Genomic DNA, 23201 nt, shown 5'->3' with positions numbered 1-23201 from the left:
GGAATATTATTGAACGCACCTTCTGCCGCCTGAAGKATTGGAGGCGCATCGCAACACGATACGACAAGCTTATGATCAACTTCGAGGCAACTTGCTACATCGCTGCTCTCGTCATTTGGTGGGCATGATTGAGTCTGGAGCCTAGGCCGCGGCTCTCKAGATCGATACGCAGCAGCCGGAGGCTTCGAGCGCCTGGCTGGCGACGTCGAGGAACAGGCGACGGAACCAGCGCGCCCGGCCGTCGGCCTGGTCGACGCGGCGATAGAGCATGGTTACGGGATCGGCCGGCAGCGAAAGCGGCGGCTCGCAGATCGTCAGCCCATGCAACTGCGCCATGCAGCGGCCGATCGACTCCGGCACGGTGGCGATGGCCGGCATGGCCCGCAGCGCCGTCGGCAAGGCGGAAAAGCGCGGTACCGTCGCCACCACCTGTCTGACGTGGCCGGTGCGGCTCAGCGCGATGTCGATGCTGGTCGCGGCATTGCCTTCGAACGAGACCGTGACATGCGCGACATTGGCAAAATCCTTGAGGCTCAGCGGCGCCTTTAGCCGGAGTTGAGCTTCGTCATAAATGCAGATCGAGGCCTGGTCGAACAGCGGCGCACGAATGTGCCAGGAGGCCGGTTCGTCGTGCACGGAGACGCTGAAGTCGAAGACGCCCTCGTCCAACCGGCGCGCGGCATCGCGTTTCTCGGAGGCGACGCCGATCAGCCGGGCGCCGGGTGAAAGCTGGAGAAGACGGGCGGCAAGCGGGCCGAAGAAGGCCGATTCGAGATTGTCACACATGCCGATGCGGAACTCGCCCTGCCAGCTTGCCGGATCGAATTCGGCCTGCGGGCGGATGGCGCGCTCGATGCCCGACAGCGCATCCTCGATCGCCGGGGCGATGGAAAGAGCGCGCGGCGTCGGCTGCAGGCCGCGGCCGACACGCACGAACAATTCGTCGTCCAGCGCCTCGCGCAGGCGCCGCAAAGCGGCCGACAGGCCCGGCTGGCCGAGCAGCAGCCGTTCGGCGGCACGACTGACGTTGCGCTCCTGCATCAGCACCGAAAAGGCCAACAGGAGATTGAGGTCGATCTTGCGAAGAGTGGCATCATTCATCATCGTCAGTAATACCTGGCATGGCTACTATCAATTTGCAATAGGAAAGGAAGCTGTACATTTTCTCGTTCCCTGCCGCCCGGCAACCTCCCCGATGAGGCGGCAGCAAAGAAGGAAAGATTTCGATGACTCTTTCCAAATCGCCAAGCGGGGCGGGGCTGGCATTGCTGCTGCTCTGCGCCGCCAATTTTCTCGACGCCATGGACGTCTCCACCATCGGCGTTGCCTTGCCTGCCATCCAGGCCGAACTCGGCATGGAGGCGACCTCGCTGCAATGGGCCGTCAGCGCCTATGTGCTCGGCTATGGCGGCTTCCTGCTGCTCGGCGGCCGGGTCGCCGACGTCTTCGGCCATCGCCGCGTCTTCCTCTGGTCGCTGGCGATCTTTGCCGCCGCCAGCATCGCCGGCGGTTTCGTCGATAGCGGGCCGACACTGATCGCCGCCCGCTTGATCAAGGGCATTGCCGCCGCCTTCACGGCGCCAGCGGCCCTTGCGCTGCTGCTCTCCGTCTTCGGCGAGGGAACCGCGCGGGCAAGGGCGCTCGGTGTCTTCTCCTCCACCGGCGCCGCCGGCTTCGTGCTCGGCATGGTGCTCGGCGGTGCCGCGACGATCTTCAGCTGGCGGGCGACACTCGTCATGGGCGCGCCCGTCGCCATCCTGACGCTCGTTCTGGCGCCGCTGGTGCTGCCCGCCGACCCGAAAAGGGCGGGACCGAGACCTGCCTTCGACTGGGCCGGCGCGCTGACGATTACGCCCGGCCTGTTGCTCTTCGTCTTCGGCATCACCAATGCCGCGGCCGCCGGCTGGCAGGCGTTCCCGACCTGGGGTTCGCTCGCCGCGTCGCTGGTGCTGATCCTGCTCTTCCTCGTGGTCGAAGCGCGCCATGCCGATCCGATGGTGCCGCTCGGCATGTTCCGCCGCGCCAAGCTCCGGCATGCCAATGCGATCGCCGCCCTCTTCCAGGGTGCCTATGTCGGCTTCCAGTTTCTGGCGACGCTCTACTATCAGAACGTCATCGGCTGGTCGGCCTTCACGACGGGCTTCTGCTTCGCCCTCGGCGGTGTCTTCGTGATGTTCCTGGCGCCACGTTTTGCGACGGTCGCGCAAAATCGCGGTGCTACCCGGCTGATGGCAGTGGGTGTCGGCCTGCAGGCCTTCAGCTACATCTTCTGGGTGACTGCACTCGGACATGTCGATCCGATCCTGCTCGTCGTGTTCTCGCAGATCCCGCTCGGCCTCGGTTACGCCCTGACCTACCCCTCGGTGCAGGTTGCGGCCCTTTCCGATGTGGAGGATGACAAGGCGGGGCTCGCCTCCGGGCTACTCTTCGCCTCCTTCCAGATCGGCGGCGGCATCGTGCTTGCGGCCGCCTCGGCGGTCTTCGCCGCCGCACCGCATTTCGGCTGGAACCCCTATGTCGCCGGCATCGCTTTCGTGGCATCGCTTGCGGTGGCGATCACGCTGCTTGCAGCCGCCGGTCCGCGGACATCGGCCGCCCGGAGGCCTACCTATCAAGCGGCGGAATGATCCTCACAGCCCGCACTCTGACCGGTGCGGGCTGCTCATGAACCGGAGCTAAATCTGCGGCAAGAATCCCGTTGCGTTGCCTGGGCGAAAGGCGCATGGTCGCAACTTCGGCAGCCATTGAACGGGCGCTGCCGACTGAGGATCTTGGTATCCTCGCCCCGATGAAAGGAGGACCGATGTCTTCCACTTCCGAAAAATCGCATCTGACCTCATCCGATCTCGACATGCTTCAGGGCGTGCTCGACGACGCCGGTTACGACGCCAGAATCCTGATCGACGACGAAAGGGTCTTCAACGTCGCGGCCGTGCTGCTGATCAGGCTGTTCGAGGAGGGCGTCACCTCTCCGGCCCTGCTCTCGCTGGCGCTCGAACACCATTTCGGCAAGCTGAAGACGCCGCCGAAACCGGTAACCCCCGTCTTTAACCGATATGCGATACAAGGATTGCCCCGCGAAGACGCGCCGGCAAGAGCGCCGCGGGTCTTTTCAGACGCGCTAAGGACGCTCTAACACTTTGAGTTTGCGCGTAATCCATTCGGAAATCGATTCCGATTTCGGGGTTATGCGCTAGCGGCAAGCGAGCCGCTCGGCTCCGAAGGATTATTGTGCGGAAAACCCTCTTGCTTTGTATCTGCGTCGCAGCGGCCGGTTATTTCGGATGGGTGCAGTTCGGGGCTTACCAACAACGGCAGCAAGCTAGGGATTTTGCCAACATCGACAGGGAGCGCCGGGTGGCGCTCCTGGAAATCGATGGCTGCCAGGCGCAAGTGGATATGCTTTTGTCGATGACAGACCGCCTGCTCAAGGCCGGCGGCATGCTGGTACCGCTCGATATCGGACGGGACATAGAACTCTGTTTGGCCCGCGGCATCATGTCGACATCGGGCCGATCGGAGATGGAAAGAACGAAGCTGATCCGCCTGTTTCCCTTAGAATAGGATGTCGTCCGAAAACCGCTGACACTTTTCGGCATCATGCTCTTGCGGATTGAACCCTGTGGAAATATGGCTTTCCTGCGGCGGTGGCCTTAATGGCGACTCAATTTTACGCTAAGAGGATGGCTCGCTGATTTGGCCGATGCGGCATTTGCGGTGACCGGAGTTCCGGCCCGCCATTTTCCCGATCGCGAAAGCATGGTGACGTCCCGTCTCAACGTCGGGTTTGGCTTTCGGTGACCTCTCCGGTCATCCGCCTCCAGACTGCGATGCGGTTTCAGCAGGCATCATTTTCATTCCATCCCTGCGGCCCGGTGTTGTCGGGTTGCCCCTCATGACGATCCCGCGATCTCTGATCGCGACCGACAAGCGGGGCGAATACCACGCAGGCTGCGGCTTTCAATTTCGATCTAAAGGGAGATTTTATCGATGGCAAAAGGACAAGTAAGAAGCAATCGCGAGGTCCGGAAGCCGAAGAAGGACAAGCAGGCAGCGAAGGTGGAAAGCACATTCGCCAATCAGATGAAGACGGCGACCAAAACCGCCCCGCAGGGCAGTGCTCCAAAGAAATAGAACCTCTTATCGAGCCCCCGCTCCGCCCCCCGTGCGCATAACAGCGCAAGTGATAGCGCGTCTTGTCGAACGCGCCGCGCTCCGGCGTGACACCATCACCCATTGACATGTTTTCAGAAAAACAGGAATTGCTTCAACCATGACCACTCTTCATACGATGTACCACTTCGACTATCCGCTCTTCCTCATTCGCTCGGCCGTGGTGATTGCACTCGGCTTTTCGGCGATCGTCGCCTTTCACGGCGTCACTCTGTGATCGAATCTGCGCGCCGCAGCGAGTGCGAGGAAATCCAAGTGGCCCCTTTGGGCGAGCCCGGCGACAACCCGGAGCGATCCGAAAACCCGGATCGATCCGCAGAGCAAGCCGAGCTTTTCGCTGAAAAACGCTGGCTGAAAATCCTTGCCGGATATCGCCAGCCACGAGCCGGACGCAGCGCTTTCGAGCTTGTCGTCACCGTCGTCCCTTTCGCGCTGTTCTGGGCTACCGCATGGGCGGCGGTTCATTACAGCTTCTGGCCCGGCCTGATCCTCGTCCTTCCCGCCGCCGCCTTCCTGCTCCGGCTGTTCATGATCCAGCATGATTGCGGCCACGGCTCGTTTTTCGCCCGTCGCCGCGTCGACGACTGGGTTGGACGCACGATCGGCATCCTGACGCTGACGCCCTACGACTATTGGCGCCGGGCGCATGCGGAACACCACGCCTCGGCTGGAAACCTGGACGAACGCGGCGTTGGCGACATCGAAACGCTGACGATCGCCGAATATAACGCGCTGTCGCGCTGGGGCCGGCTCGGCTACCGGCTCTACCGGCACCCGATCGTGATGTTCGGGATCGGACCGGCATGGCTGTTCCTCTTCAAGCAGCGCCTGCCTTTCGGCATGATGCGCTCCGGCGCCCTGCCCTGGGTCTCGACCATGGCGACCAATCTTGCCATCGCACTGGTCGCCGCGCTGCTGATCTGGGCGGTCGGGATCGTCCCCTTTTTACTGGTGCATCTGCCGACCGTTCTTCTGGCAGGTGCTGCCGGCGTCTGGTTGTTCTATGTGCAGCATCAATTCGAGGAAACACATTGGTCGAAGAAGCCGGACTGGCAGTTCCAGCATGCGGCCCTCCACGGTGCCTCGCATTACGACTTGCCGCCAGTGCTGCGCTGGATCACCGGCAATATCGGCATCCACCACGTGCATCATCTGTCGAGCCGGGTGCCCTACTACCGGCTGCCGGAGGTGCTGCGAGACCATCCTGAGCTTGCCGATATGGGCCGCATCACGCTCATGGAAAGCCTGCGTTGCGTCAAGCTGGTGCTGTGGGACGAACAGACGAAGCGACTGGTCTCGTTTCGCGACGCAGCGCGGCTTGCCACAGCACGATAATGGGGCGTTAGAGCGGTTCAGCTTTTCACCGAAGCACAGAACCGCCCTAACCTTTTGCCTGCATCCAATTCCAGGGAAAGCCCCTCTTTCCCTGGAATTGTTTAGCGATAGCCTGTCACATCCGCCGGCCTGCCCGGATCCTGCACTTCCACCATGTAGCGCCAGCAATCCGGCCGCGAACCGTCGATATCGTCGAAGCCATAGGTCTTGGCCACTCCGCCGCTCGACAGCGACTGGCCGTTCCAGCGGGCGCGATCGGGATCGGCGGCGATGGCCGCAACGGCGCGGCCGACGAAATGCGGGGTTTCGGAAATGGCGAAATGCGGCTGTATCTTCGTCGCCTCGCGCCAGTTCTCCTCACGGACACCGTAGGCATCCAGCATCATTTCGGAGCGCAACCAGCCAGGCGTGATCGAAACGGCGGTGGCGCCGTGTTTTTCCAAATCTTGCGCATGCGCCCAGGCCATGCGGGTGACACCCGTTTTGACAAGGTCGTAAAAGGGCGAAAGCCGGTAATGCGTGGCATTGTAATCAGCCGTGCCGTCGGTCATCTCCACCAGCAGCCCGCCGGGCCGCTCGATCATCAGCGGCAGGGCGTAATGGGCGGTAATCAGATGCGTCTCGATGCCGAGCCGCAGCATGCGCAGGCCGTTGTCCAGCGAATGCTCCCAGACGGACTTGTCCCATTCGAACAGTTTCTCGCCGCCCCAGATGTCGTTGACGAGAATATCGAGTCGGCCGGCCTCGCCGCGGATGCGGGCGACCAGCGCCTCGACCTGTTCCTCGACGAGATGGTCCACTTGCACGGCAATGCCCCTGCCGCCTGCTGACGTCACCAGCTCGGCCGTCTCCTCGATCGTCTCCGGCCTGATATATTCGGATTGCTGCGCTCGCGTCGTGCGCCCCGTCACGTAAACGGTGGCGCCGGCGGCGCCGAGTYCCACTGCGATGCCGCGGCCGGCGCCGCGCGTAGCACCCGCCACCAAGGCCACTTTCTCCCGCAAGTTCGCTGTCACTTCTCCATCCTCCACGCTAGAACGGCCTTTACGCCGTCATGGAAACGCCCAGGTTTAACTCTTTGTTTTTGCGCAATTCCGGACAGAAAACGCTTCCCACTTGTCCTGGAATTGCTCCGGCTGGCGCTCCTTGTTTATAAACGAATGATCGTTTACATTCACGGCGAATGCAAGAGGAATTTCATGCCGCGCCACCGCACACTTTCCGATGAACAGCTTCTCGCCATGGTGCTGGCGCTGATCCAGGCCGAGGGGCCGGATGCGGCAACCTTTGCGGCGGTAGCGAAAGCGAGCGGACTTTCCGGCTCGACGCTGGTGCAGCGTTTCGCCACGAAGGCGGCAATGCTGCGCGCCGCGCTGCTTTATGCCTGGGACAGGCTGGATGCGGAAACGGCGCGGCTTGCCGAGACGGTGCCGAAAACGCCGGACGGCGCCGTCGCGCTGCTCGTCGGCCTGTCGCAGGACTACGGCGACAATGCCGCCGCCTATGGTGAGGGGCTGCTGGTGCTTCGCGAGGATTTCCGCGATCCGGTGCTACGCGCCCGAGGGGCGGCGTGGGGAACAGCACTGACGGCGGCGATCGCTCGATGTTTCGGATCGGCGAAGGCGCCGGAGACGATCGCCCGGCTGATGCTGTCGCAATGGCAGGGCTCGCTCATCTGGTGGGGTTTTGGCGCAGAGGGGCCGGTGGCTGTCTATGTGGAAACGGAGCTGCGGTGCTTCCTCGCGGCAATAAAGCCCTGAGCCCACTTACGCTTCTTCGTCGTCCTTCTCCTCGCCCACGGTCAGCGGCCAGTCGACCACATAATCCTCGAGATCGTCGATATCGATTTCATTTTCGTTGATCGTGCGGCCTCGCGCAGAAATACCGGCGGCATGGACGGTCTCCGGGTCGCCGGAGACGAGCGGGTGCCACCAGTAGAGGTCGTGGCCTTCATTGACCAGCCGGTAGCCGCAGGTGGGCGGCAGCCAGGCGATATCGGGCACGTTCTCCTTCGTCAGTTGCACGCAATCCGGCACGAAATCCCAACGGTTCTCATAGCTCGAGCAGCGACAGCTTTCGCCGTCGAGCAGCTTGCAGCTGACCGAGGTGAAATAGATATCGCCGCTATCCCATTCCTCGATCTTGTTGAGGCAACAGAGACCACAGCCGTCGCAGAGGCTTTCCCACTCGGCGGCGGTCATCTCGGCAAGCGTCTTGCTCTTCCAGAAGGGCAGATCGTTCATCGTCGTTTCATGCAACAGCGGCCCGCAAATTCGCGTGACCCTCATGCATCTCTCTTGTTATCGGCCGCAAAATCAATCAATCCTTCAGTATACTCCTGGTACTCGGAGAATTCTCTCCCGGTATCGGAGAGATTTGCGGCCATATGCGGGCCTCGCGCTTTCGTCGGACATGACCGAAGCGCGATCAGGCGGGAATACAGGACGTGCAGGATCCGGACAACCCAGGAAATGGGCCAGGAAATGGGCCAGAAAACGGGCCAGAAAAAAGGCCCGGAAAAGCGGCGAACGAGGCGGCGGAAAAGCGGCCGGCGAAGAGCCGTCACATTCTGCTGCGCATCGATTCCTGGATCGATTCGACCGTCTGGAACGCCGGCTTCCGCGCCGCCGAGATCTGGGAAGACATCACCATATTCTTCCGCCGCTTCCGCGTGCGCGGCTGGAAGCGCATGGTCTTCGAACTTGCCGGCGAAGGGCTGACGCTGGGGGCGGCCGGCTCCGTGCTGATGCTGCTGCTTGCYCAGCCCGCCTTCGAGGCGACCAAGGAGGACTGGCGCAACCGCGGCGATTTCGCCGTCACCTTCACCGACCGCTACGGCAACGTCATCGGCCATCGCGGCGTGATCCACCAGAATTCCGTGCCGATCGACGAGCTGCCGGATTCGCTGATCAAATCGGTAATCGCCACCGAGGACCGGCGCTTCTTCGACCATTTCGGCATCGATTTCATCGGCCTCTTCCGCGCCATGAGCGAGAACGMGCGGGCCGGCGAAGTCGTCCAAGGCGGCTCGACGCTGACGCAGCAGCTCGCCAAGAACCTGTTCCTGTCCAATGAACGCTCGATCGACCGCAAGGTCACCGAGGCGTTCCTGGCATTGTGGCTCGAGGCGAACCTTTCCAAGAAGGAAATCCTCTCCACCTATCTCGACCGCGCCTATATGGGCGGCGGCACTTTTGGCGCGGCTGCGGCGGCGCAGTTCTATTTCGGCAAGAACATCACCGACGTGAACCTTGCCGAATCCGCCATGCTCGCCGGCCTGTTCAAGGCGCCGGCCAAATATGCGCCGCATGTCAACTTGCCGGCGGCGCGTGCACGCGCCAACGAGGTGCTGACCAATCTCGTCCAAAGCGGGCTGATGACCGAGGGTCAGGTGATCGCCGCCAGGCGCAACCCTGCCACCGTCGTCGACCGCAACGAGGTGGAATCGCCTGATTTCTTCCTCGACTGGGCCTTCGACGAGGTGCAGCGGCTTTCACCGCGTTTCCACCAGCATTCGCTGATCGTGCGCACGACGATCGACATGGGCATCCAGCAGGCGGCCGAGGATTCGGTCGAAACGTCGCTGCGCGAATATGGCGAAGCCTATCACGCCAAGCAGGGCGCGATGGTGATGATCGAAAACGGCGGCGCCGTGCGCGCCATGGTCGGCGGCCGGGACTACGGCGAGAGCCAGTTCAACCGCGCCACCAGGGCGCTCCGTCAGCCGGGGTCCTCCTTCAAGGTCTACACTTATTCGGTGGCGATGGAGAGCGGGATGACGCCGCAGACGACGATCGTCGATGCGCCGATCTCCTGGGGCAATTGGAGCCCGCACAATTATGCGAACCGCTATGCCGGCCGCATCACGCTTGAGACCGCGATCGCCCAGTCGATCAACACCGTGCCGGTGCGGCTCGCCAAGGAAAAACTCGGTATTCAGCCGATCCGGGCGATGGCGAAGAATCTCGGCGTCGAAACGCCGATCCGCGATGACGTCACCATCCCGATCGGCACGTCCGAGGTGACGGTGCTCGACCAGGCGACGGCCTATGCCACCTTCCCAGCCGGCGGCTACCAGTCGCGCCGCCACGGCATCACCCAGATCCTCGATTACGACGGCGACGTGCTCTACGATTTCGACCATGACGAACCGGCGCCGAAACGCGTGCTGTCCGTACAGGCCGACGCCTATATGAACCAGATGTTGTCGCGTGTTCCCTATGTCGGCACGGCGCGCAAGGCCGCACTCGACAACGGCATCCTGACGGCCGGCAAGACCGGCACGACCCAGGCCTATCGCGACGCCTGGTTCGTCGGGTTCACCGGCAATTACACCTGCGCCGTCTGGTTCGGCAATGACGACTACACCTCGACCAACGAGATGACCGGCGGCTCGCTGCCGGCGATGACCTTCAAGCGTGCCATGGACTACGCCCATCAGGGCGTCACGTTGCGCGCCATCCCCGGCGTCGAAAACCCCCTGCCCTCGGAAAAGGATCTCGCCAAGACCGCTGCCGCCAAGCCGCAGGACGGATTGCCGCAGCTTATCCGGCCACGCATGCTCTCGGTTCAATCGACTGACATCCTCAAGGCGCTCGGCGAAAAGCTGAAGGAGGCCGCCCCGCTCGCGCCGGCGAAGGTGGCGAGCGCCGAGTAGTCACGCGCCGATCCCGAAATCAGCATCCATCCGCATCGATGCATCGGCCTGAATGCCGCTGCCGCATACGGCATGACCGTGGATCAATCGGCTCTATGGCAGGGCTTGGCATTCCACCCTGCCAGAATCAGTGGTAACCCTTTCATCCGATATGGTTTCCAAGGTCATGACGTGTTTCGATTTCCCCTTTTTATCGCGATCACGCTGATCGTCGCCTTTGGCGGCGGGATCATGATTTCGCTTTATGCGCTGGATGCGACACAGGGCTTTGGGGCGATCAAGCTCGGCGCCTGGGAGGCCTTTCCGGCGTTGCAGACGGTCGAGGCCGATCCTTATGCCAAGTCGCACCGGGCACGCGCCGGCAAGCTGCTCTACGGCAGCGCAGAGGGCCTGACGTTTACGGCGAGCGTCGACGACGAGGGCGCGCGGCTGAATGCCGGCTGCCGCTACCGCATCAGCGGGCAGACACCGCCTGCTCGGCTCTGGACCCTTTTTACCGCCGACAATGGCGGCAATCCGGCGGCGGTGACGACCGGGCATCCCTCAGCGCTGAATTCCTGGACGGTGCTGCGCCAGCAAGACAGCAGCTTCTCGATCGAAATATCCGCCGTCGCGCAGCCGGGCAACTGGCTGGCCCTGCCACAGGCCGGCACCTTCCGGCTGGTGCTGACGCTGTTCGACACACCGACCGCCGGCAGTTCCGGCGTGATCGACCTCGCCATGCCGAAGCTCACCAAGACCGGATGCGGCAATGCTTAGGATATTCTTCGCCGTCCTGACCGGCCTTTTCGGCGCAGCCCTGCTGCATCTCGTCATTATCCTGTCGCTGCCGCATTTCACCGGCAGGGATGCGTCGACTCGCGTGGAGGCGGAGGGCGATCTCAACAATTTCTACCTGCTCGGCAACCAGTATGACGAGGCAGGCCTTGCCAATGGCGACCCCTTCCTGCGCACCGCCGTCTGCTCCTTCGATGTCGAGGACGCACCGGTGCATTTCACTGCCAAGGGCAATGTGCCCTTCTGGTCGATCGCGATCTATGACAGCGCCTCCAACGAGGTCTTCAGCATGAACGACAGGACGTCGGTCGGCGGTGCGCTCGATGTGCTGGCCGGCAGTCCGATCCAGCTGACCGACCTGCGCAAAAACCTGCCACAGGAGTTGCAGCAGGCGATCCTGGTGGAAATGGCACGGCCGGACGGGTATGCCGTGCTGCGGACGCTGGCGCCGCAGGCGAGCTTCGATGAGGCCGCGCGCAACTTCCTGACGGAAGCCGGCTGCGAGCAATTCGCCGCTCGCTGAGGTTGAAAAGCGGTTACTTCTTGTTGACGCGCGGCGCTGGCGCCGGACGATGTTTCGGGCTCTCGGCCAACCGCTCGTAGCGGACGCCGGTGAACCAGAGGATCTTGGCTTCGCGGGGCTCCTTGTCCGGGCGACGCGGCGCCCGCGGCCGCCGATCCGCCAATGCAACTACTATTGCCATTCTCGTCTCCATGCACTGCCCGAGACGGATGAACTTGCGATGGATTTCACCCTGCCCGCCAATGTGCGAGCCGGCGCGTCCTGCAGTGCCGGGATGACCGGACCGAGGGCATTCGCGCCTTTCCCACGGCACCTGATTGAAATACCGTGATGCGGAGTTTCAACGATCCAACTACTCAAATCGCGTCGTTCCTATCCGAATTGAGACACATGACAGTTAACAGTTTACTAATGTTCGGTAGATGCCAAATACAGTTCACCTCACTTCCCCTTTAACGCTCGAAGAGTTGATTTGGTTTCACGCCGCCCGCGCAAAGGCCCGGATGGGGATCGGCGCATAAAATTAGAAATAATTCATATAGTTGGCATTGACGCGGCAATCTGCCTGCCAGGAAAGGGACGATGTTGCAAAAATGCCGCATGAAAATATTTAATTGCGAGGCGCTCAGATGCGCGTATGTTCGCTCATGTCGATCACACGTTTCCGGGCACCGATCGATCGGGAATCTTCCTCGCTCTTGCCGGAATGCGGAGGGTAAACGGTGTCTTTGCTGGTGAATTCATCTTTCTCGCCTGAGGATCTCGACGTTCTGCGCAGTGCTCTCGATGCCTGGTGCGCGGAACGGCACATCGACATCAAGAGCGTCGAGGCGCAGTTTGCCGCATCAGCAGCACTCGACCTCTATCAGGCCGGTCACGACAGCCGCGAAAAGCTGCTGCACGCGCTGCGCGATCACAGGATCGCCTGAACTTTTCCACCATCACCTCGGCGATGAGCCATCCTCGCAGCGCCCTTCCAAATCGTGCATTTTTATATTGCCGGCTAACCATGCCTGGACACGCTGAGCGTGTATATTTCTGTTGCTTTTTAATAAAATCTTCAGCATGCATTAACCCTACCGATGTAGGATTTGTTCATAACCGTATGGCCTGACATGCGTTCCGCCAGCGCATATCGGCCCATGGTCCCCTTGTTCTGCGTTTTCGGGGTGTTTTTGTGCGTGACCGGTTTCGAGACCTAGAAGGCCCCTTGGCCGTCAGGAAAAAGGACGTGGTGTTAATGGCGACTGTCAGCAGTTTCGAGAACCTGTCTCATCCGACACGGTCCGAACTGCGCCAATTTGCCGAACTTTTCATGCCGCTGTTCCAGGCCTCCTCCGACGAGGCCAAGCGGCAGGCGGTCGCGGCGCTATCCCAATGCGAGAACATGCCGGCAGCCGTGGCGCTGTTCATCGGCAACCAGCCGATCGAGATCGCGGCCCCTTTTCTTGCCGCCTCCAAAGCAATCGCCGACGATACGCTGATTACCATTGCGCGCATGCAGGGTGCGGCGCATGTCAAGGCGATCGTCAGCCGCGATTCACTCTCGCCGAAGGTCATCGATGCGCTGGTGGCACTGCGCCAGAGCCAGCCGCGGCCCGCGGGCGCATCGGCGCCGATCATGGAATCGCCAGCGGTCCCGCTTTCGCCAGCGCCGGCCGAGACCAACGAGGCGGATGCGCTGGAAGAACAGCGGGTTGCCAATGAAGAGGCGTTGCGCGAACGTATCCTCGGGCTTGCCGGTCATCTCGGCCGTGCCGACGAAGACAGGCTCGGTCTGCGCACGCTCACCGACATTCAAGAGGCGCTGCTGGTGCGCTTCGCGCGCTCACGCGAGGCAACGCATTTCGCAACAGCACTTGCCGATGCGCTTTCCGCCAGCCGCTGGCTTGCCGAGCGCATCATGCTCGACCTTTCCGGCCAGCAGCTTGCCACGACACTGACGAGCCTCGGCATGGGCTTTCTCGATGCCGTCTTCGTGCTCGAAAGGCTCTATCCGCACCTTGCCGAACAGCAGCATAACGTCACGCGGGGCTGGATGGTGCTCGATGCGCTCGACCCGGAAGAATGCCACGAACGCGTCGAAGCCTGGCGGCGTGCCGATCGCTACACCTACAGGCACGACGTGCCCAATGTGCCTGCACCTCAGGAAACGCCCAACCACCGCTTCATCCGCCAGGCGCCGCCGCAGCGCGACATGCGCATCATGGGACGGCGGTCTCGCTGAGCCGCGGGCTGACCTTGCCACATATCAGCGGTTTGAAATGGCGCTGACCTGACGGCTGCCTCCGGCCGTCATCCGCTGTCCCTGACAAGGGGGATCATATCCCCCAGTTCATCCGCCTCCAGCTCGACGATCCAGAGATCGGGATCGAATTTGCGTTCGCGCTCCAGCATCGCGCGCACCGCTTCCGGTTCGCTGCGCAACAGGCGGATCTCGAACAGGCGGTCGCCGGCCTGGCCTTCGTCGAAAGCGGTCTGCGGCGCCGGCGCATAGAGCGTTTCCAGGCCGTCGCGGAAGTGCTGACGGATGAAGATCGCACCCGCTTCCTCCGCACCCTTCTTCTCGACGGCGGCGAAATCGCCGCTGGCGAAGACGCGGCGCAGGAGGGCTGAAACGAAGATGTCGGCGCGTAATCTCATCGGTGCGGTATAAAGCATGTCGCGCAAAAGTGTGTAGCGGTTTTGCGATAACGGCATGCGGGAAAATAAAGACTTAGAGCGCAAGGAGCGAATCTGAAAGATTGCGATGCGCTAGCCCCGGAGCGCCGGTGGCGGCAATGCAGGGTCAGAGCTTGACCCCAGGGGTCAGACCTTGATTGCCAGCCGCAAGCCTCCCCAATGCCGTCCGCGGACGGTGATCGGAGCGGAGATATCCTTCATCATCACGAAATTACCGCCACCCATGTCGCGCCTGTAGGTCTGGACGAGGAAGGGCGCGGTGCTGCGGCCGGCGGCAAGGCCGACGCGATCGGCGAAGATGCGGCGATTGCGGCAATTGGCGGTGTTCCAGACGGTGTCGCCAGGCCGCTGGGCTTGCGAGAATTTCCGGTTGTGGGTCGGCAGATAGCCGTTCTCATCGATCGCCGCGCAGAAGGCGACGCGCTCGTCCAAGGCTGTGACGGGTTCCTGGATCGGCGGCAGCAAGCGGTCGGCGAGTTCGGTGAAGGCTGCCATCACCTGTGCCGGATCGGTGCCCGGTATCGGCCGATACCGTCGGTCGAAGAGAGCATCGAGCCCGATCTGCCCTTCAGCGACGGCGCGCTCGAAGGCGCCGGAAATCTGCCTTGCCACCGACTGCGCTTCCTCGATCCAACGGCTGTCGGCGGTCTTGACGCCGGCGCTCGCCGTCAGCTGGATCAGGGTTTCCGAGAGGCCGACGACGCTGTCGACGCGTTTTGCCGCCTGCTGCAGCCTGATGTTCGAGCCGGCGACCTCGGCCGACATCTCGCCGAGTTTCTCGACGAAGCCAGCGCATTGCTGGTCGACCGCCTCGGTGGTGTTGGCCATGACAGTCGAACTGTCGAGGATGCGGGTGATGACATGTTCCATGTTTTCGAAGGCGCCGCGCATCGCTTCCGACTTGTCACGCACGCCTGCGGCACTGTCGCGCGCATCGCTGCCTACGGCCGACAGCCGGTCGATCTTCACCCGCAGCTCGTCGAGCGTCTGCTGGATGGAACCGGTCGCCTTCGAGGTCTGCAGCGATAGCGCCCGGACTTCGGTGGCGACGACGGCGAAACCCTTGCCCGCATCGCCGGCGCGTGCCGCCTCGATCGCGGCGTTCAGCGCCAGCAAGTTGGTCTGGCGGGCGATGGTGCTGATCTCCTCGGCGATATTGTCGACATCGGCAAGCGACTTGGAGAAGCCGGCGATCTCAGCGCCGATCTCGTTGGAGGACTGGACCATGTGGCCGATCTCGACGACGGAGCCGGTCAGGCGGTCGGCCGATTCTTTCAGCATGTGGCGGGCCTCGGCCGCCGTGCGGTCGGTCTCGCGCAGCGATACGGCGACCGAGCGATTGGTCTCGGCAATCGACAGTGCAGTGCGAGTGACATGATCGAAGGCGGAGGCATGCCGGGCCGACATCCCCGCCATGTCCTGGATGGCGCCGGCGATATCGACGAGATCGATGCCAAGCGTGGAGGCTTCTTCGGCAAGACGCTGCAGGATGTGGCGCAGCGCCTCGGGATCGGGGCCTCCCGCTTTGACCGCCGGTTCTCCGGCCAGATCGTCTATCGCCTTCAGCGCATGCATGCCCGACGCTCCCCCGTCCCAATCAGAAAAGCTTCAGGCAACATGGTTAACAAGTTGCAAACAGCCGCAGCACCTTAGACTTAGGTTGTAGGGAAATCGAACTCCGTGACTGTGGGCCGGCCGTGTGGCGCCCCATCAGCTGGCGATGAAGCCCGTCAGCCGCTCGCTCAGCTGCCAGAGGCGCTCGGCGAGTTCCGGATCGGTTGCCCAAGGACGGACGCCGAGCATCTCGGTCGAATCGCCGGGGACGGCGGTGGCGATATCGCAGTTCTCGCAATAGACGCCGCCGAGACCCTCGAGCTTCTCGCTGACGGCGCACCAGACGGTGGTCGAAGCCCCCTGCTCTATCGTCTTCTTGTTGTTTTCCGGATCGATGACCGGCTTGCCGTCCTCGTCGACATAGCCGCTCGCCTTGAGGAAGTCGCTTGACTGATGGCGGACCAGATTGGTGGTGACGATACCGCCGGGATGCAGCGAGAAGGCCCTGATACCGTGCTTTGCACCCAAAGCATCCAGTGACACCGCAAAGAGAGCATTTGCCGTCTTCGACTGGCCGTAGGCGAGATAGGGCGCGTATTCGCGGTTCTCGAAATTCGGATCGTCGAAATCGACGCCGGCGAAGACGTGGCCGCGCGAGGAGACGGCGACGACACGCGCACCCTCGGCCTTCACCAGCGCCGGCCAAAGGCGGGCAGTGAGCTGGAAATGGCCGAGATGATTGGTGGAGAACTGCGATTCGTAACCGCGGGTATCACGCGTCAGCGGATTTGCCATGACGGCAGCATTGTTGATGAGAAGATGCAGGGGCTCGCCGCTTTCGAGGAAGCGGTCGGCGAAGTCGTCGATCGAGCCGGGGTCCATCAGGTCGAGCTTTTCCAGCGCAAGGCCGGGAATGCTTTCCACGGCCGCCTTGGCTTTTTCGAGATTGCGGGCGGGGACGACGACCCTGGCGCCGGCTTCGGCGAGCACACGAGCCGTCTCGAGACCAAGACCGGAATAACCGCCGGTGACGATCGCGACCTTGCCTGAGAGATCGTGCCCGGCAATCACCTCCTCGGCGGTCGAGGCCGCACCGGAACCGGAACTAATGGGAGCCTGTGGAGTGGACATGACATGCCTCCGTTGTGCGTGACGACCTTATGTACGCCCGGGAAATGGGATTCTGAATGCTTGCAAATCCCAATTTCCTGCTTCATCGTTCAAAAATGACCAGCGATCCGCTTTCCGAAATGCTCAATCTGCTTGATGCGCGCTGCCTTGTGTCCGGTGGGCTGATCGCCGGCGGCGCCTGGGCGCTGCGCTTCCCCCGGCCAAACCGGATCAAGATCAGCGCGGTCGCCAAAGGGCGCTGCTGGCTTTGCCTCGACAATGGCAGTGAACCCATACTGCTCGAGGCAGGCGACGTTGCGCTTCTGAACGGCCGGCACTCCTTCATCCTGGCGAGCGACCTTGCCGTTGCGCCCACTGACGCGGTCGGCGCCTTCAAGGAGAAGGTTGACGGCATGGCGCGCCACGGCGTTGGCGAGGATTTCCATTATCTCGGCGGCCACATCGCGCTCGGGCCGCAGGGCATGGAGCTGCTGTCCGACGTACTGCCGCCGATCATCCATGTGCGCGCAGCCCTTGCCGAAGCCGGGGTGCTGCGCTGGCTGCTCGACCAGTTGGTGCGGGAGATGGCGGCAAAGCGGCCGGGCGCCCTGCTCGCCTCGACCCAGCTTGCGCAGTTGATGTTCGTCCAGGTGCTAAGGGCGCACATCATGAGCTCGGCACCCCTGACGGTAGGCTGGCTCCGAGCCTTCGGCGACGATCGCATTGCGCCGGCGCTGCGGCTGATGCATGGCGATCCCAGCCGGTCCTGGCAACTTGGCGAATTGGCAAAGGCGGCCGGCATGTCGCGCACGAGCTTTGCGCTGCGGTTCAAGACTGTGGCGGGGGTTGCGCCGCTCACCTATCTCACCGGCTGGCGCATGCGCCTTGCCGAACGCGAACTGCGGGAAGGCAGCATGCCGGTTTCGGCGCTGGCGCTTTCGCTCGGCTATACATCCGAAAGCGCCTTCAGCAACGCCTTCAAGCGGATGACAGGTATGGCGCCGAAGCGCTATCGCGTGGCGATGTCCCGCGAGGCCGGGCCGATCGAAGAGGCGGTGGATGTCGAGGGCCAGGCGATGACGACGCATTACAGGCTGTTGAAGGCGGCATCCTAAGGGTTAGAGCATTTCCGTCTTTCTCCAAGCCGCGGAAATGCTCTATCTTTTTGTTTGCGCAATTCCGGACGCAAAACCGCTGCGCACTTTTGCTGGAATTGCTCTATATCGCCCCGATTTCCTTGAGTTTCTTCAGCACCGCCTGGTTCGGCTCACCGTCCTCAGGCAGGTTGTAGTGCTTCTGAAAATGGCGGATGGCCGCGCGGGTCTGCTCGCCGGCAACGCCGTCGACGCCGACATTGGCATAGGCCATGTTGGAAAGACCCTTCTGGATCTTCAACACCAGGTCGACATTGGTGATTTCGCTTGATGGAACCTGCTTTGCTGCTGACGGAGCCGTTTTGACCGTCTTTTCAGCGCTACGGATCGCCGCCGCCACCGGGTCTTCCGCCGCTGCCTTCGAGCTTACATCCTCGGGGGGCTTTTCGGCGGGCACGGTCGAAGGCCCCGCGGCATCGGTCTTTAGCGCTGCCAGTACTTCCGGCGTCGGATCGCCGGTCTGGGTCATGCCGACGGTCTCTTCGAAAAAGAGGATGGCCGCACTGGTGCGCGGGCCGATGATGCCGTCGGGAATGCCGTTATAGAGGCCACGGCGTACTAGCTGCTGCTGGATATCCATGACCAACTGGCTCGGCTGCTGGCCAGGCGCGGCAGGCGCCGGCGTCGCATTGGTGGTGGCGGCATCCTGCGGCCGTTCAATCCGGAATGTGGTGACCTCGCCCTGTTGCTCCTCGGCCGGGCGGCGGGCACCGAGCACCGTTGGAGACTGCGGATCACGGGTGCGGAAAATCGGATGCGGATGCAGGCCCGGCTGATACCAGAGCGCATTGGCGGCGACGAAGGAGAAGATGACGATAAAGGTGATCGTGCCGCCGGCGACCGACGGATTGCGGCTAATAACGCCGCCAAGCACGGATGCGCCCTGCAGGCCGAGCCCCCCAAGGGCGGCCGCACCTGACATCAGAAGGCCCGGCTGCTGCCGTCCCCTTTTTCCCTTAGGCGATTTTCGCTTGCGCGCGGCCATCGAAACGCCCCTCTTCCAATTCTGCGCCTGTGTTGACCGCGCCCTTCAGCCGCGGCGGAAACTCGACAGTCGCGCCATGACCGGCGTCTTCGGCGTGCTGGGCATCCGAGCCGTCCACCGCGATCTCGATGGTGATGATGGTGCCTTCGCCCGGTTGGCTGGCAATGGCGAAATGCCCGCCATGCAGCGCCACCAGCCCCTTGACCAAGGAGAGGCCGAGGCCGGAGCCTTCGAACCGGCGGGTATAGTCGTTCTGGATCTGGACGAAGGGCTGGCCGAGCAATGCCAGCTTGTCGGCCGGGATGCCGATGCCGGTATCGCTGACCGTCAGCTTGAGGATGCCGTCGCGCGCTGCCGCATCGACCGAGACGACGCCGCCGGCCTCGGTGAATTTTATGGCATTGCCGACGAGATTGATGAGAATCTGCTGGATAGCGCGCTGATCGGCGACGATCTCGCCGAGATCGCGCTGGATACGGCTCGTCAGCGTGAGGCCCTTGGTCTTGGCCTGCAATGCCAGCATCGATTCGCAGGATTTGACGGAGCTTGATATATCGAAGGCTTCGAGGATCAGCTCGTAGCGGCCCGCTTCGATCTTGCTCATGTCGAGCATGGTGTTGACGACGGAGAGCAGATGCGCGCCGGACTCGCGGACCAGGCCGACATATTCGCGCTGGCGGTCGTTTTCGAACTTGCCGAAATATTCACCGATCAGGATATCGGAAAAACCGAGAATGGCGTTCAGTGGCGTGCGCAGCTCATGGCTGACGGCGGCGAGGAAGCGCGACTTGGCGTCGTTTGCGGATTCGGCATCGGCCGCGCGGTTCTGGGCTTCGTCACGCAACTGCTGCTCGACGGAGACATCGCGCAGCTGGGCAATGATGGCGGCAAGTTCGCCATCGGCATCGCGCCGGGCGGTCATGTCCATTCTGAGATAGGCGAACTGGCGTTGATCGCGCGAGACCGAGGGCCGGTCGAGGCGCAGATCGACGCTCTGAGCATCCTCGCCCCGGCGCAGGTCATCAAGCGCCTGCAGGAAAAGGATGCGGTCGGAGACATGCACCTGCTCGAGGAAGCCCCTGCCCTTGGGATCGCGCATCCAGGCAAGGAAATCGCGCCGGTCGCGGCCGCCGACCGTCGCCACACTGCCGTGCGGGTCTAGGAAGAAGACGAGGCCGGGGGTGGCGGCAAGGAAGAAATCCTCGGCCGACTGCGTGGCGATACCGGCAGACGAACCCTGACGGGCGAGCGCGATGCTGCCGACGGCGGAAAAGAGAAAGGCGGCGCAGACCATGGCGACACCCGCCGGCAGCGCGACGGCCGGACTGGTGACTGCCGAAAGGCCGATAGGAGCGGCAACGAGAGCGGCCGACGAGAGCAGCACGAGACGGCGCAGGATCGCAAGCTCGCGTTGGCGTACGGCTTCGCCGCCGCCCGTCCGGGAGAGCCAGCTTGTCGCTGCCCGGTCTACGAGGGCCGTCATCCAGCCGCCAATGTTACTCAATATACGCACGCAATACCCGCCCGAAAGGCTGTCGATCGATCCGGACAATAGGCCTTGGCGACTTAAAGAAAGGATAAGGCAAAAGCGCTGTTCACAGGCTGAAACGGCCGAAATTCCCGTTTTGAAGCATCTGGAAGGCTCTTTGCCTTTTGTGGTTAATAGCAGGTAAGCGACGGATTTTCCTCATATTTCAGCATTGCGTTAACTCTTGTGGCAAGGCGAGCTAGCAAAAGCCCTGCAATTGCAAGCAGGTGCTGCCCTGATGCTTAACGGCGATCGCTCGCATTCGACTAAAATGCGGCTCAAATACCGTTCGCTAAAATTTGAACTAAATTTGCCGCAAATGCGCGTGAGTTTCGAAAAGCGGCATTCGCAACTTGGCGGTAGGGTGAAAACACACCGGACAACCGGCCTGATTCGGCGACAAGAACCGGACGGGGAAAACAGGATGGGCGACGACAATGTGGTTTCTGATCAAAGGATCCTTCTGGTTTGGCCTCGTGCTCGTGCTTCTTTCCGTGTTCAGCACGGAGAGTTCCGACAAGTTGGCCAACGGCCCGCAACTGCAGCTTTCCGACGCGTTCACGGCGGCAAGCGGCGCCTATGACTATCTCACCGGCATGTGCTCGGAAAAGCCCGAGGTTTGTGCCAAGGGCGCCGAAACCTTCACCGCGCTCGGCTACCGGGCCCGCGAGGGCGCCCGCGTCGCCTACGAACTTCTCGACAGCCAGTTCAAGGACGAAGCGCCGGCGACCGCAAAGCTTGTCGAACCGCAGATGCCGGTGGCGCTCAACATGCCTTCGCTGGCAGCACCTGCTATCCAGGAAAAGATGCGCGAGGCAAAGGCTGCACTCAACCAGCCGATGCCTTACCGCCCGCCCGTCGAGGATGATGCCTCTCCTGAGACGGTGGTAACCGGCGCGATCCCGCTGCCGACGCCGAAGCCGGCGACCTGACAAAATTTTTCGCGGGCATTCGTCCGCAATACCTTTCGGTTTTATAGCTTGCATCGGCGGTCCGCATGACGCGGAGATACCCCATGCCTGACGTGCCTGCCCTGTTTAATTCAGCATGTTGCTGCGCCGTGAGGATGCCCATCCCTCACGGCGTTTCTTTTGYGGTTCAGCTTTTGATGGAAGCGCAGAACCGCTCCAATCTTTTGTGTACGCAATTCCCGGCAAAATCGCTGCGCGCTTTGCCTGGAATTGCTTTAGCGGTTCAAATCTGCCGGTCTTTCACCTATATGCAGTTCTAGAGCATTTCCTCACGCATTCCGGACGCAAAACCGCTGCGCACTTTTGCTGGAACGGCTCTAACAGTGAAAGGCTTCTCCATGGCATCCCTCGACCAGATCATCGACGACTTCGCTTTCCTGGACGATTGGGAAGACCGCTACCGCTATGTCATCGAACTCGGCAAGGCGCTGCCCGACCTGGCCGAGGCGAAGCGCACCTCCGAGAACAAGGTGATGGGTTGCGCCAGCCAGGTCTGGCTGGTGACGCATACGACAGGCGATCCCGACAACCCGGTCATGAGCTTCGAGGGTGATTCCGACGCCCATATCGTGCGCGGCCTCGTCGCCATCGTGCTTGCCACCTATTCCGGCAAGGCCGCATCCGAGATCGCCGGGCTCGATGCCTTCGAGATATTCTCGAAGATCGGCCTGGTGGAGAACCTGTCATCGCAGCGCTCGAACGGACTGCGCTCGATGGTGAACAGGATCCGCGAAGAGGCAAGAGTGCGCGCCGCGGCTTGACCGCGATGATGGCTGATCGGCCTTCGGAGCCACAGCCGATCGATTCGGACAGCGCGCCTGCCTTCGCACATCGAATACATTAACACTTGCTGATAGTATAGGAATACATTCTAAGCCTGTCGGCAAAGCATAAGACAGGGTCGCTCAGACTATCTTGGCGCCCGTCCGAATCATCTGGGAAGGGTTGGATTACCAGCGCGATTCAGCTTTTGATAGAAGCGCAGAACCGCTCCAACCTTTCGTTTTACCCAACTCCCGGCAAAACCGCTTCGCGCTTTGCCTGGGAAAACCATTTCGCACTTCCTGGAATGGCTCTATCGAGATTATTTTCCTCGCCTTGAAAAGGCACACAAAAAAGCCGGGCACAAGACCCGGCTTTTTGTCGTCGATGCTTTCGAAAAAGCTCAGCCGCGGCCGCGCTTGCGGCGCTGCCCGAGGCCCATTTCCTTTGCCAGGCGCGAACGCGCTTCGGCATAAGCGGGCGCTACCATCGGGTAATCGGTCGGCAGGTCCCACTTCTCGCGGTATTCTTCCGGCGAGAGACTGTGATGCGTCATCAGGTGACGCTTGAGGGACTTGAAGTTGCCGCCGCATTCCAAACACGTGATCTGCTCGTCCTGTACGGACTTGCGGACAGAAACTGCAGGCTTCTGCTTTTCGACGATCGCCGCAGCAGGCTGCGGTACGGACGTGTTGCTCAGTGCCGAATGCACGTCGGAAATCAGATTGGCCAGGTCGCTGACCGGTACAACATGGTTGCTGACATAGGCCGCGACGATGTCGGCTGTCAGTTCCACAAGCAGCTCCGGCGCATTGCCGGTCGCTATATCCGTCATATTTTTTCTCCTGTTAGCATGCACAAACGGTCTTTGACTGACATGCCAAAGACCCGCCTCGTAGAAGCGAACAGCAAAAGCACCGGAAGCGACCTTCTGTTTCGAAAAACGTGAAATCCACCCCTAGATTCCGAAGAGCGAGACCTGTCCTTATA

25 protein-coding genes are annotated in these 23201 nt (G+C 61.9%); 15 read left to right on the top strand and 10 right to left on the bottom strand.

The window, feature by feature from the left end; translation table 11 throughout:
* Window positions 1–5: 5 nt before the first annotated feature.
* Window positions 6–128 (top strand): hypothetical protein, encoded by a 123-nt coding sequence (locus AC1ECN_RS29145; protein WP_477954900.1) that lies wholly within the window; start codon window positions 6–8, stop codon window positions 126–128.
* A gap of 13 nt (window positions 129–141) precedes the next feature.
* Here the strand turns inward: AC1ECN_RS29145 and AC1ECN_RS29140 are convergent, their stop codons facing one another.
* Window positions 142–1104, bottom strand: coding sequence for a LysR family transcriptional regulator (locus tag AC1ECN_RS29140; RefSeq protein ID WP_477954899.1), 963 nt, complete (start codon window positions 1102–1104; stop codon window positions 142–144).
* 122 nt (window positions 1105–1226) lie between these two features.
* Here AC1ECN_RS29140 and AC1ECN_RS29135 point away from each other — a divergent pair, with 122 nt between their 5' ends.
* From AC1ECN_RS29135 to AC1ECN_RS29115, 5 genes are all read left to right on the top strand, one after another.
* Window positions 1227–2627 carry an MFS transporter gene (locus AC1ECN_RS29135; RefSeq protein WP_075224838.1) on the top strand — a complete coding sequence of 467 codons (1401 nt, stop codon included), beginning with the start codon at window positions 1227–1229 and terminating at the stop codon, window positions 2625–2627.
* A gap of 95 nt (window positions 2628–2722) precedes the next feature.
* Window positions 2723–3136: a hypothetical protein gene (locus AC1ECN_RS29130; RefSeq protein WP_018070937.1), complete on the top strand. Its 414-nt coding sequence runs from the start codon at window positions 2723–2725 to the stop codon at window positions 3134–3136.
* Window positions 3137–3231: 95 nt separating this feature from the next.
* On the top strand, window positions 3232–3564 hold the full coding sequence (locus tag AC1ECN_RS29125) for a hypothetical protein (protein WP_130661260.1): 333 nt from the start codon (window positions 3232–3234) through the stop codon (window positions 3562–3564).
* 426 nt (window positions 3565–3990) lie between these two features.
* Complete coding sequence (locus tag AC1ECN_RS29120; RefSeq protein WP_003546677.1) at window positions 3991–4134, top strand: hypothetical protein; 144 nt, start codon at window positions 3991–3993, stop codon at window positions 4132–4134.
* A gap of 303 nt (window positions 4135–4437) precedes the next feature.
* Window positions 4438–5508 (top strand): fatty acid desaturase, encoded by a 1071-nt coding sequence (locus AC1ECN_RS29115; RefSeq protein ID WP_018070934.1) that lies wholly within the window; start codon window positions 4438–4440, stop codon window positions 5506–5508.
* A gap of 101 nt (window positions 5509–5609) precedes the next feature.
* On the opposite strand, the gene AC1ECN_RS29110 is transcribed toward AC1ECN_RS29115, so the two are convergent.
* Window positions 5610–6524, bottom strand: coding sequence for an SDR family oxidoreductase (locus tag AC1ECN_RS29110; protein ID WP_477954897.1), 915 nt, complete (start codon window positions 6522–6524; stop codon window positions 5610–5612).
* A 183-nt stretch (window positions 6525–6707) separates the two neighbouring features.
* On the opposite strand from AC1ECN_RS29110, the gene AC1ECN_RS29105 reads away from it, so the two are divergent.
* Window positions 6708–7268: a TetR family transcriptional regulator gene (locus AC1ECN_RS29105; protein WP_075224864.1), complete on the top strand. Its 561-nt coding sequence runs from the start codon at window positions 6708–6710 to the stop codon at window positions 7266–7268.
* 6 nt (window positions 7269–7274) lie between these two features.
* On the opposite strand, the gene AC1ECN_RS29100 is transcribed toward AC1ECN_RS29105, so the two are convergent.
* Window positions 7275–7751, bottom strand: a complete 477-nt coding sequence (locus AC1ECN_RS29100; protein ID WP_018484364.1) for a YcgN family cysteine cluster protein — start codon at window positions 7749–7751, stop codon at window positions 7275–7277.
* 203 nt (window positions 7752–7954) lie between these two features.
* On the opposite strand from AC1ECN_RS29100, the gene AC1ECN_RS29095 reads away from it, so the two are divergent.
* The 3 genes from AC1ECN_RS29095 (at window position 7955) to AC1ECN_RS29085 (ending at window position 11465) form a co-directional block, all read left to right on the top strand.
* Window positions 7955–10165, top strand: a complete 2211-nt coding sequence (locus AC1ECN_RS29095; RefSeq protein WP_477954894.1) for a transglycosylase domain-containing protein — start codon at window positions 7955–7957, stop codon at window positions 10163–10165.
* A 171-nt stretch (window positions 10166–10336) separates the two neighbouring features.
* A complete protein-coding gene (locus tag AC1ECN_RS29090; RefSeq protein ID WP_003557846.1) occupies window positions 10337–10924 on the top strand; it encodes a DUF1214 domain-containing protein in 588 nt (195 codons plus the stop codon).
* Window positions 10917–11465 (top strand): DUF1254 domain-containing protein, encoded by a 549-nt coding sequence (locus AC1ECN_RS29085; RefSeq protein WP_018070929.1) that lies wholly within the window; start codon window positions 10917–10919, stop codon window positions 11463–11465. Before AC1ECN_RS29090 ends, AC1ECN_RS29085 begins: the two co-directional genes overlap by 8 nt.
* Window positions 11466–11478: 13 nt before the next feature.
* Here AC1ECN_RS29085 and AC1ECN_RS29080 read toward each other — a convergent pair whose 3' ends face one another.
* Window positions 11479–11646, bottom strand: a complete 168-nt coding sequence (locus tag AC1ECN_RS29080; protein ID WP_003546657.1) for a hypothetical protein — start codon at window positions 11644–11646, stop codon at window positions 11479–11481.
* Window positions 11647–12187: 541 nt separating this feature from the next.
* Here AC1ECN_RS29080 and AC1ECN_RS29075 point away from each other — a divergent pair.
* Window positions 12188–12394: a hypothetical protein gene (locus AC1ECN_RS29075; RefSeq protein WP_018070928.1), complete on the top strand. Its 207-nt coding sequence runs from the start codon at window positions 12188–12190 to the stop codon at window positions 12392–12394.
* A gap of 248 nt (window positions 12395–12642) precedes the next feature.
* Window positions 12643–13692, top strand: coding sequence for a DUF2336 domain-containing protein (locus AC1ECN_RS29070; protein ID WP_018070927.1), 1050 nt, complete (start codon window positions 12643–12645; stop codon window positions 13690–13692).
* 68 nt (window positions 13693–13760) lie between these two features.
* Here AC1ECN_RS29070 and AC1ECN_RS29065 read toward each other — a convergent pair whose 3' ends face one another.
* The 3 genes from AC1ECN_RS29065 to AC1ECN_RS29055 form a co-directional block, all read right to left on the bottom strand.
* Window positions 13761–14108, bottom strand: a complete 348-nt coding sequence (locus AC1ECN_RS29065; RefSeq protein WP_026170809.1) for a DUF1491 family protein — start codon at window positions 14106–14108, stop codon at window positions 13761–13763.
* Between the two features lie 165 nt (window positions 14109–14273).
* Window positions 14274–15722, bottom strand: a complete 1449-nt coding sequence (locus AC1ECN_RS29060; protein WP_130672274.1) for a methyl-accepting chemotaxis protein — start codon at window positions 15720–15722, stop codon at window positions 14274–14276.
* A gap of 135 nt (window positions 15723–15857) precedes the next feature.
* A complete protein-coding gene (locus AC1ECN_RS29055; RefSeq protein ID WP_130672273.1) occupies window positions 15858–16832 on the bottom strand; it encodes an oxidoreductase in 975 nt (324 codons plus the stop codon).
* A gap of 56 nt (window positions 16833–16888) precedes the next feature.
* Between AC1ECN_RS29055 and AC1ECN_RS29050 the strand changes: the two genes are divergently transcribed.
* Window positions 16889–17926 (top strand): AraC family transcriptional regulator, encoded by a 1038-nt coding sequence (locus AC1ECN_RS29050; RefSeq protein ID WP_018070923.1) that lies wholly within the window; start codon window positions 16889–16891, stop codon window positions 17924–17926.
* A 103-nt stretch (window positions 17927–18029) separates the two neighbouring features.
* Here the strand turns inward: AC1ECN_RS29050 and AC1ECN_RS29045 are convergent, their stop codons facing one another.
* Together AC1ECN_RS29045 and AC1ECN_RS29040 are read right to left on the bottom strand one after the other, a co-directional pair.
* Window positions 18030–18950: a peptidoglycan-binding domain-containing protein gene (locus AC1ECN_RS29045; protein WP_130672272.1), complete on the bottom strand. Its 921-nt coding sequence runs from the start codon at window positions 18948–18950 to the stop codon at window positions 18030–18032.
* On the bottom strand, window positions 18922–20502 hold the full coding sequence (locus AC1ECN_RS29040) for a sensor histidine kinase (protein ID WP_204333937.1): 1581 nt from the start codon (window positions 20500–20502) through the stop codon (window positions 18922–18924). The genes AC1ECN_RS29045 and AC1ECN_RS29040 overlap by 29 nt, the downstream gene beginning before the upstream one ends.
* Before the next feature lie 413 nt (window positions 20503–20915).
* Here AC1ECN_RS29040 and AC1ECN_RS29035 point away from each other — a divergent pair, with 413 nt between their 5' ends.
* Window positions 20916–21410: a DUF5330 domain-containing protein gene (locus tag AC1ECN_RS29035; protein ID WP_024322827.1), complete on the top strand. Its 495-nt coding sequence runs from the start codon at window positions 20916–20918 to the stop codon at window positions 21408–21410.
* A gap of 377 nt (window positions 21411–21787) precedes the next feature.
* Window positions 21788–22210 (top strand): SufE family protein, encoded by a 423-nt coding sequence (locus AC1ECN_RS29030; protein ID WP_024322826.1) that lies wholly within the window; start codon window positions 21788–21790, stop codon window positions 22208–22210.
* A 404-nt stretch (window positions 22211–22614) separates the two neighbouring features.
* Here AC1ECN_RS29030 and AC1ECN_RS29025 read toward each other — a convergent pair whose 3' ends face one another.
* Window positions 22615–23046, bottom strand: a complete 432-nt coding sequence (locus AC1ECN_RS29025; protein WP_003557810.1) for a Ros/MucR family transcriptional regulator — start codon at window positions 23044–23046, stop codon at window positions 22615–22617.
* Window positions 23047–23201: the final 155 nt, after the last annotated feature.

Source organism: Rhizobium sp. 01N447_2, assembly GCF_056399245.1.
This window is presented reverse-complemented; position numbering and strand designations above follow the sequence as displayed.

Excerpts from the sequence above, each read along its gene's own strand:
- AC1ECN_RS29050 (WP_018070923.1), top strand. The coding sequence starts at position 16,889 with ATGCTTGCAAATCCCAATTTCCTGCTTCATCGTTCAAAAATGACCAGC.
- AC1ECN_RS29120 (WP_003546677.1), top strand. The coding sequence starts at position 3,991 with ATGGCAAAAGGACAAGTAAGAAGCAATCGCGAGGTCCGGAAGCCGAAG.
- AC1ECN_RS29035 (WP_024322827.1), top strand. The coding sequence starts at position 20,916 with ATGTGGTTTCTGATCAAAGGATCCTTCTGGTTTGGCCTCGTGCTCGTG.
- AC1ECN_RS29045 (WP_130672272.1), bottom strand. The coding sequence starts at position 18,950 with ATGGCCGCGCGCAAGCGAAAATCGCCTAAGGGAAAAAGGGGACGGCAG.
- AC1ECN_RS29105 (WP_075224864.1), top strand. The coding sequence starts at position 6,708 with ATGCCGCGCCACCGCACACTTTCCGATGAACAGCTTCTCGCCATGGTG.
- AC1ECN_RS29085 (WP_018070929.1), top strand. The coding sequence starts at position 10,917 with ATGCTTAGGATATTCTTCGCCGTCCTGACCGGCCTTTTCGGCGCAGCC.
- AC1ECN_RS29025 (WP_003557810.1), bottom strand. The coding sequence starts at position 23,046 with ATGACGGATATAGCGACCGGCAATGCGCCGGAGCTGCTTGTGGAACTG.
- AC1ECN_RS29135 (WP_075224838.1), top strand. The coding sequence starts at position 1,227 with ATGACTCTTTCCAAATCGCCAAGCGGGGCGGGGCTGGCATTGCTGCTG.
- AC1ECN_RS29030 (WP_024322826.1), top strand. The coding sequence starts at position 21,788 with ATGGCATCCCTCGACCAGATCATCGACGACTTCGCTTTCCTGGACGAT.
- AC1ECN_RS29130 (WP_018070937.1), top strand. The coding sequence starts at position 2,723 with ATGGTCGCAACTTCGGCAGCCATTGAACGGGCGCTGCCGACTGAGGAT.
- AC1ECN_RS29080 (WP_003546657.1), bottom strand. The coding sequence starts at position 11,646 with ATGGCAATAGTAGTTGCATTGGCGGATCGGCGGCCGCGGGCGCCGCGT.
- AC1ECN_RS29060 (WP_130672274.1), bottom strand. The coding sequence starts at position 15,722 with ATGCATGCGCTGAAGGCGATAGACGATCTGGCCGGAGAACCGGCGGTC.
- AC1ECN_RS29055 (WP_130672273.1), bottom strand. The coding sequence starts at position 16,832 with ATGTCCACTCCACAGGCTCCCATTAGTTCCGGTTCCGGTGCGGCCTCG.
- AC1ECN_RS29065 (WP_026170809.1), bottom strand. The coding sequence starts at position 14,108 with ATGAGATTACGCGCCGACATCTTCGTTTCAGCCCTCCTGCGCCGCGTC.
- AC1ECN_RS29100 (WP_018484364.1), bottom strand. The coding sequence starts at position 7,751 with ATGAACGATCTGCCCTTCTGGAAGAGCAAGACGCTTGCCGAGATGACC.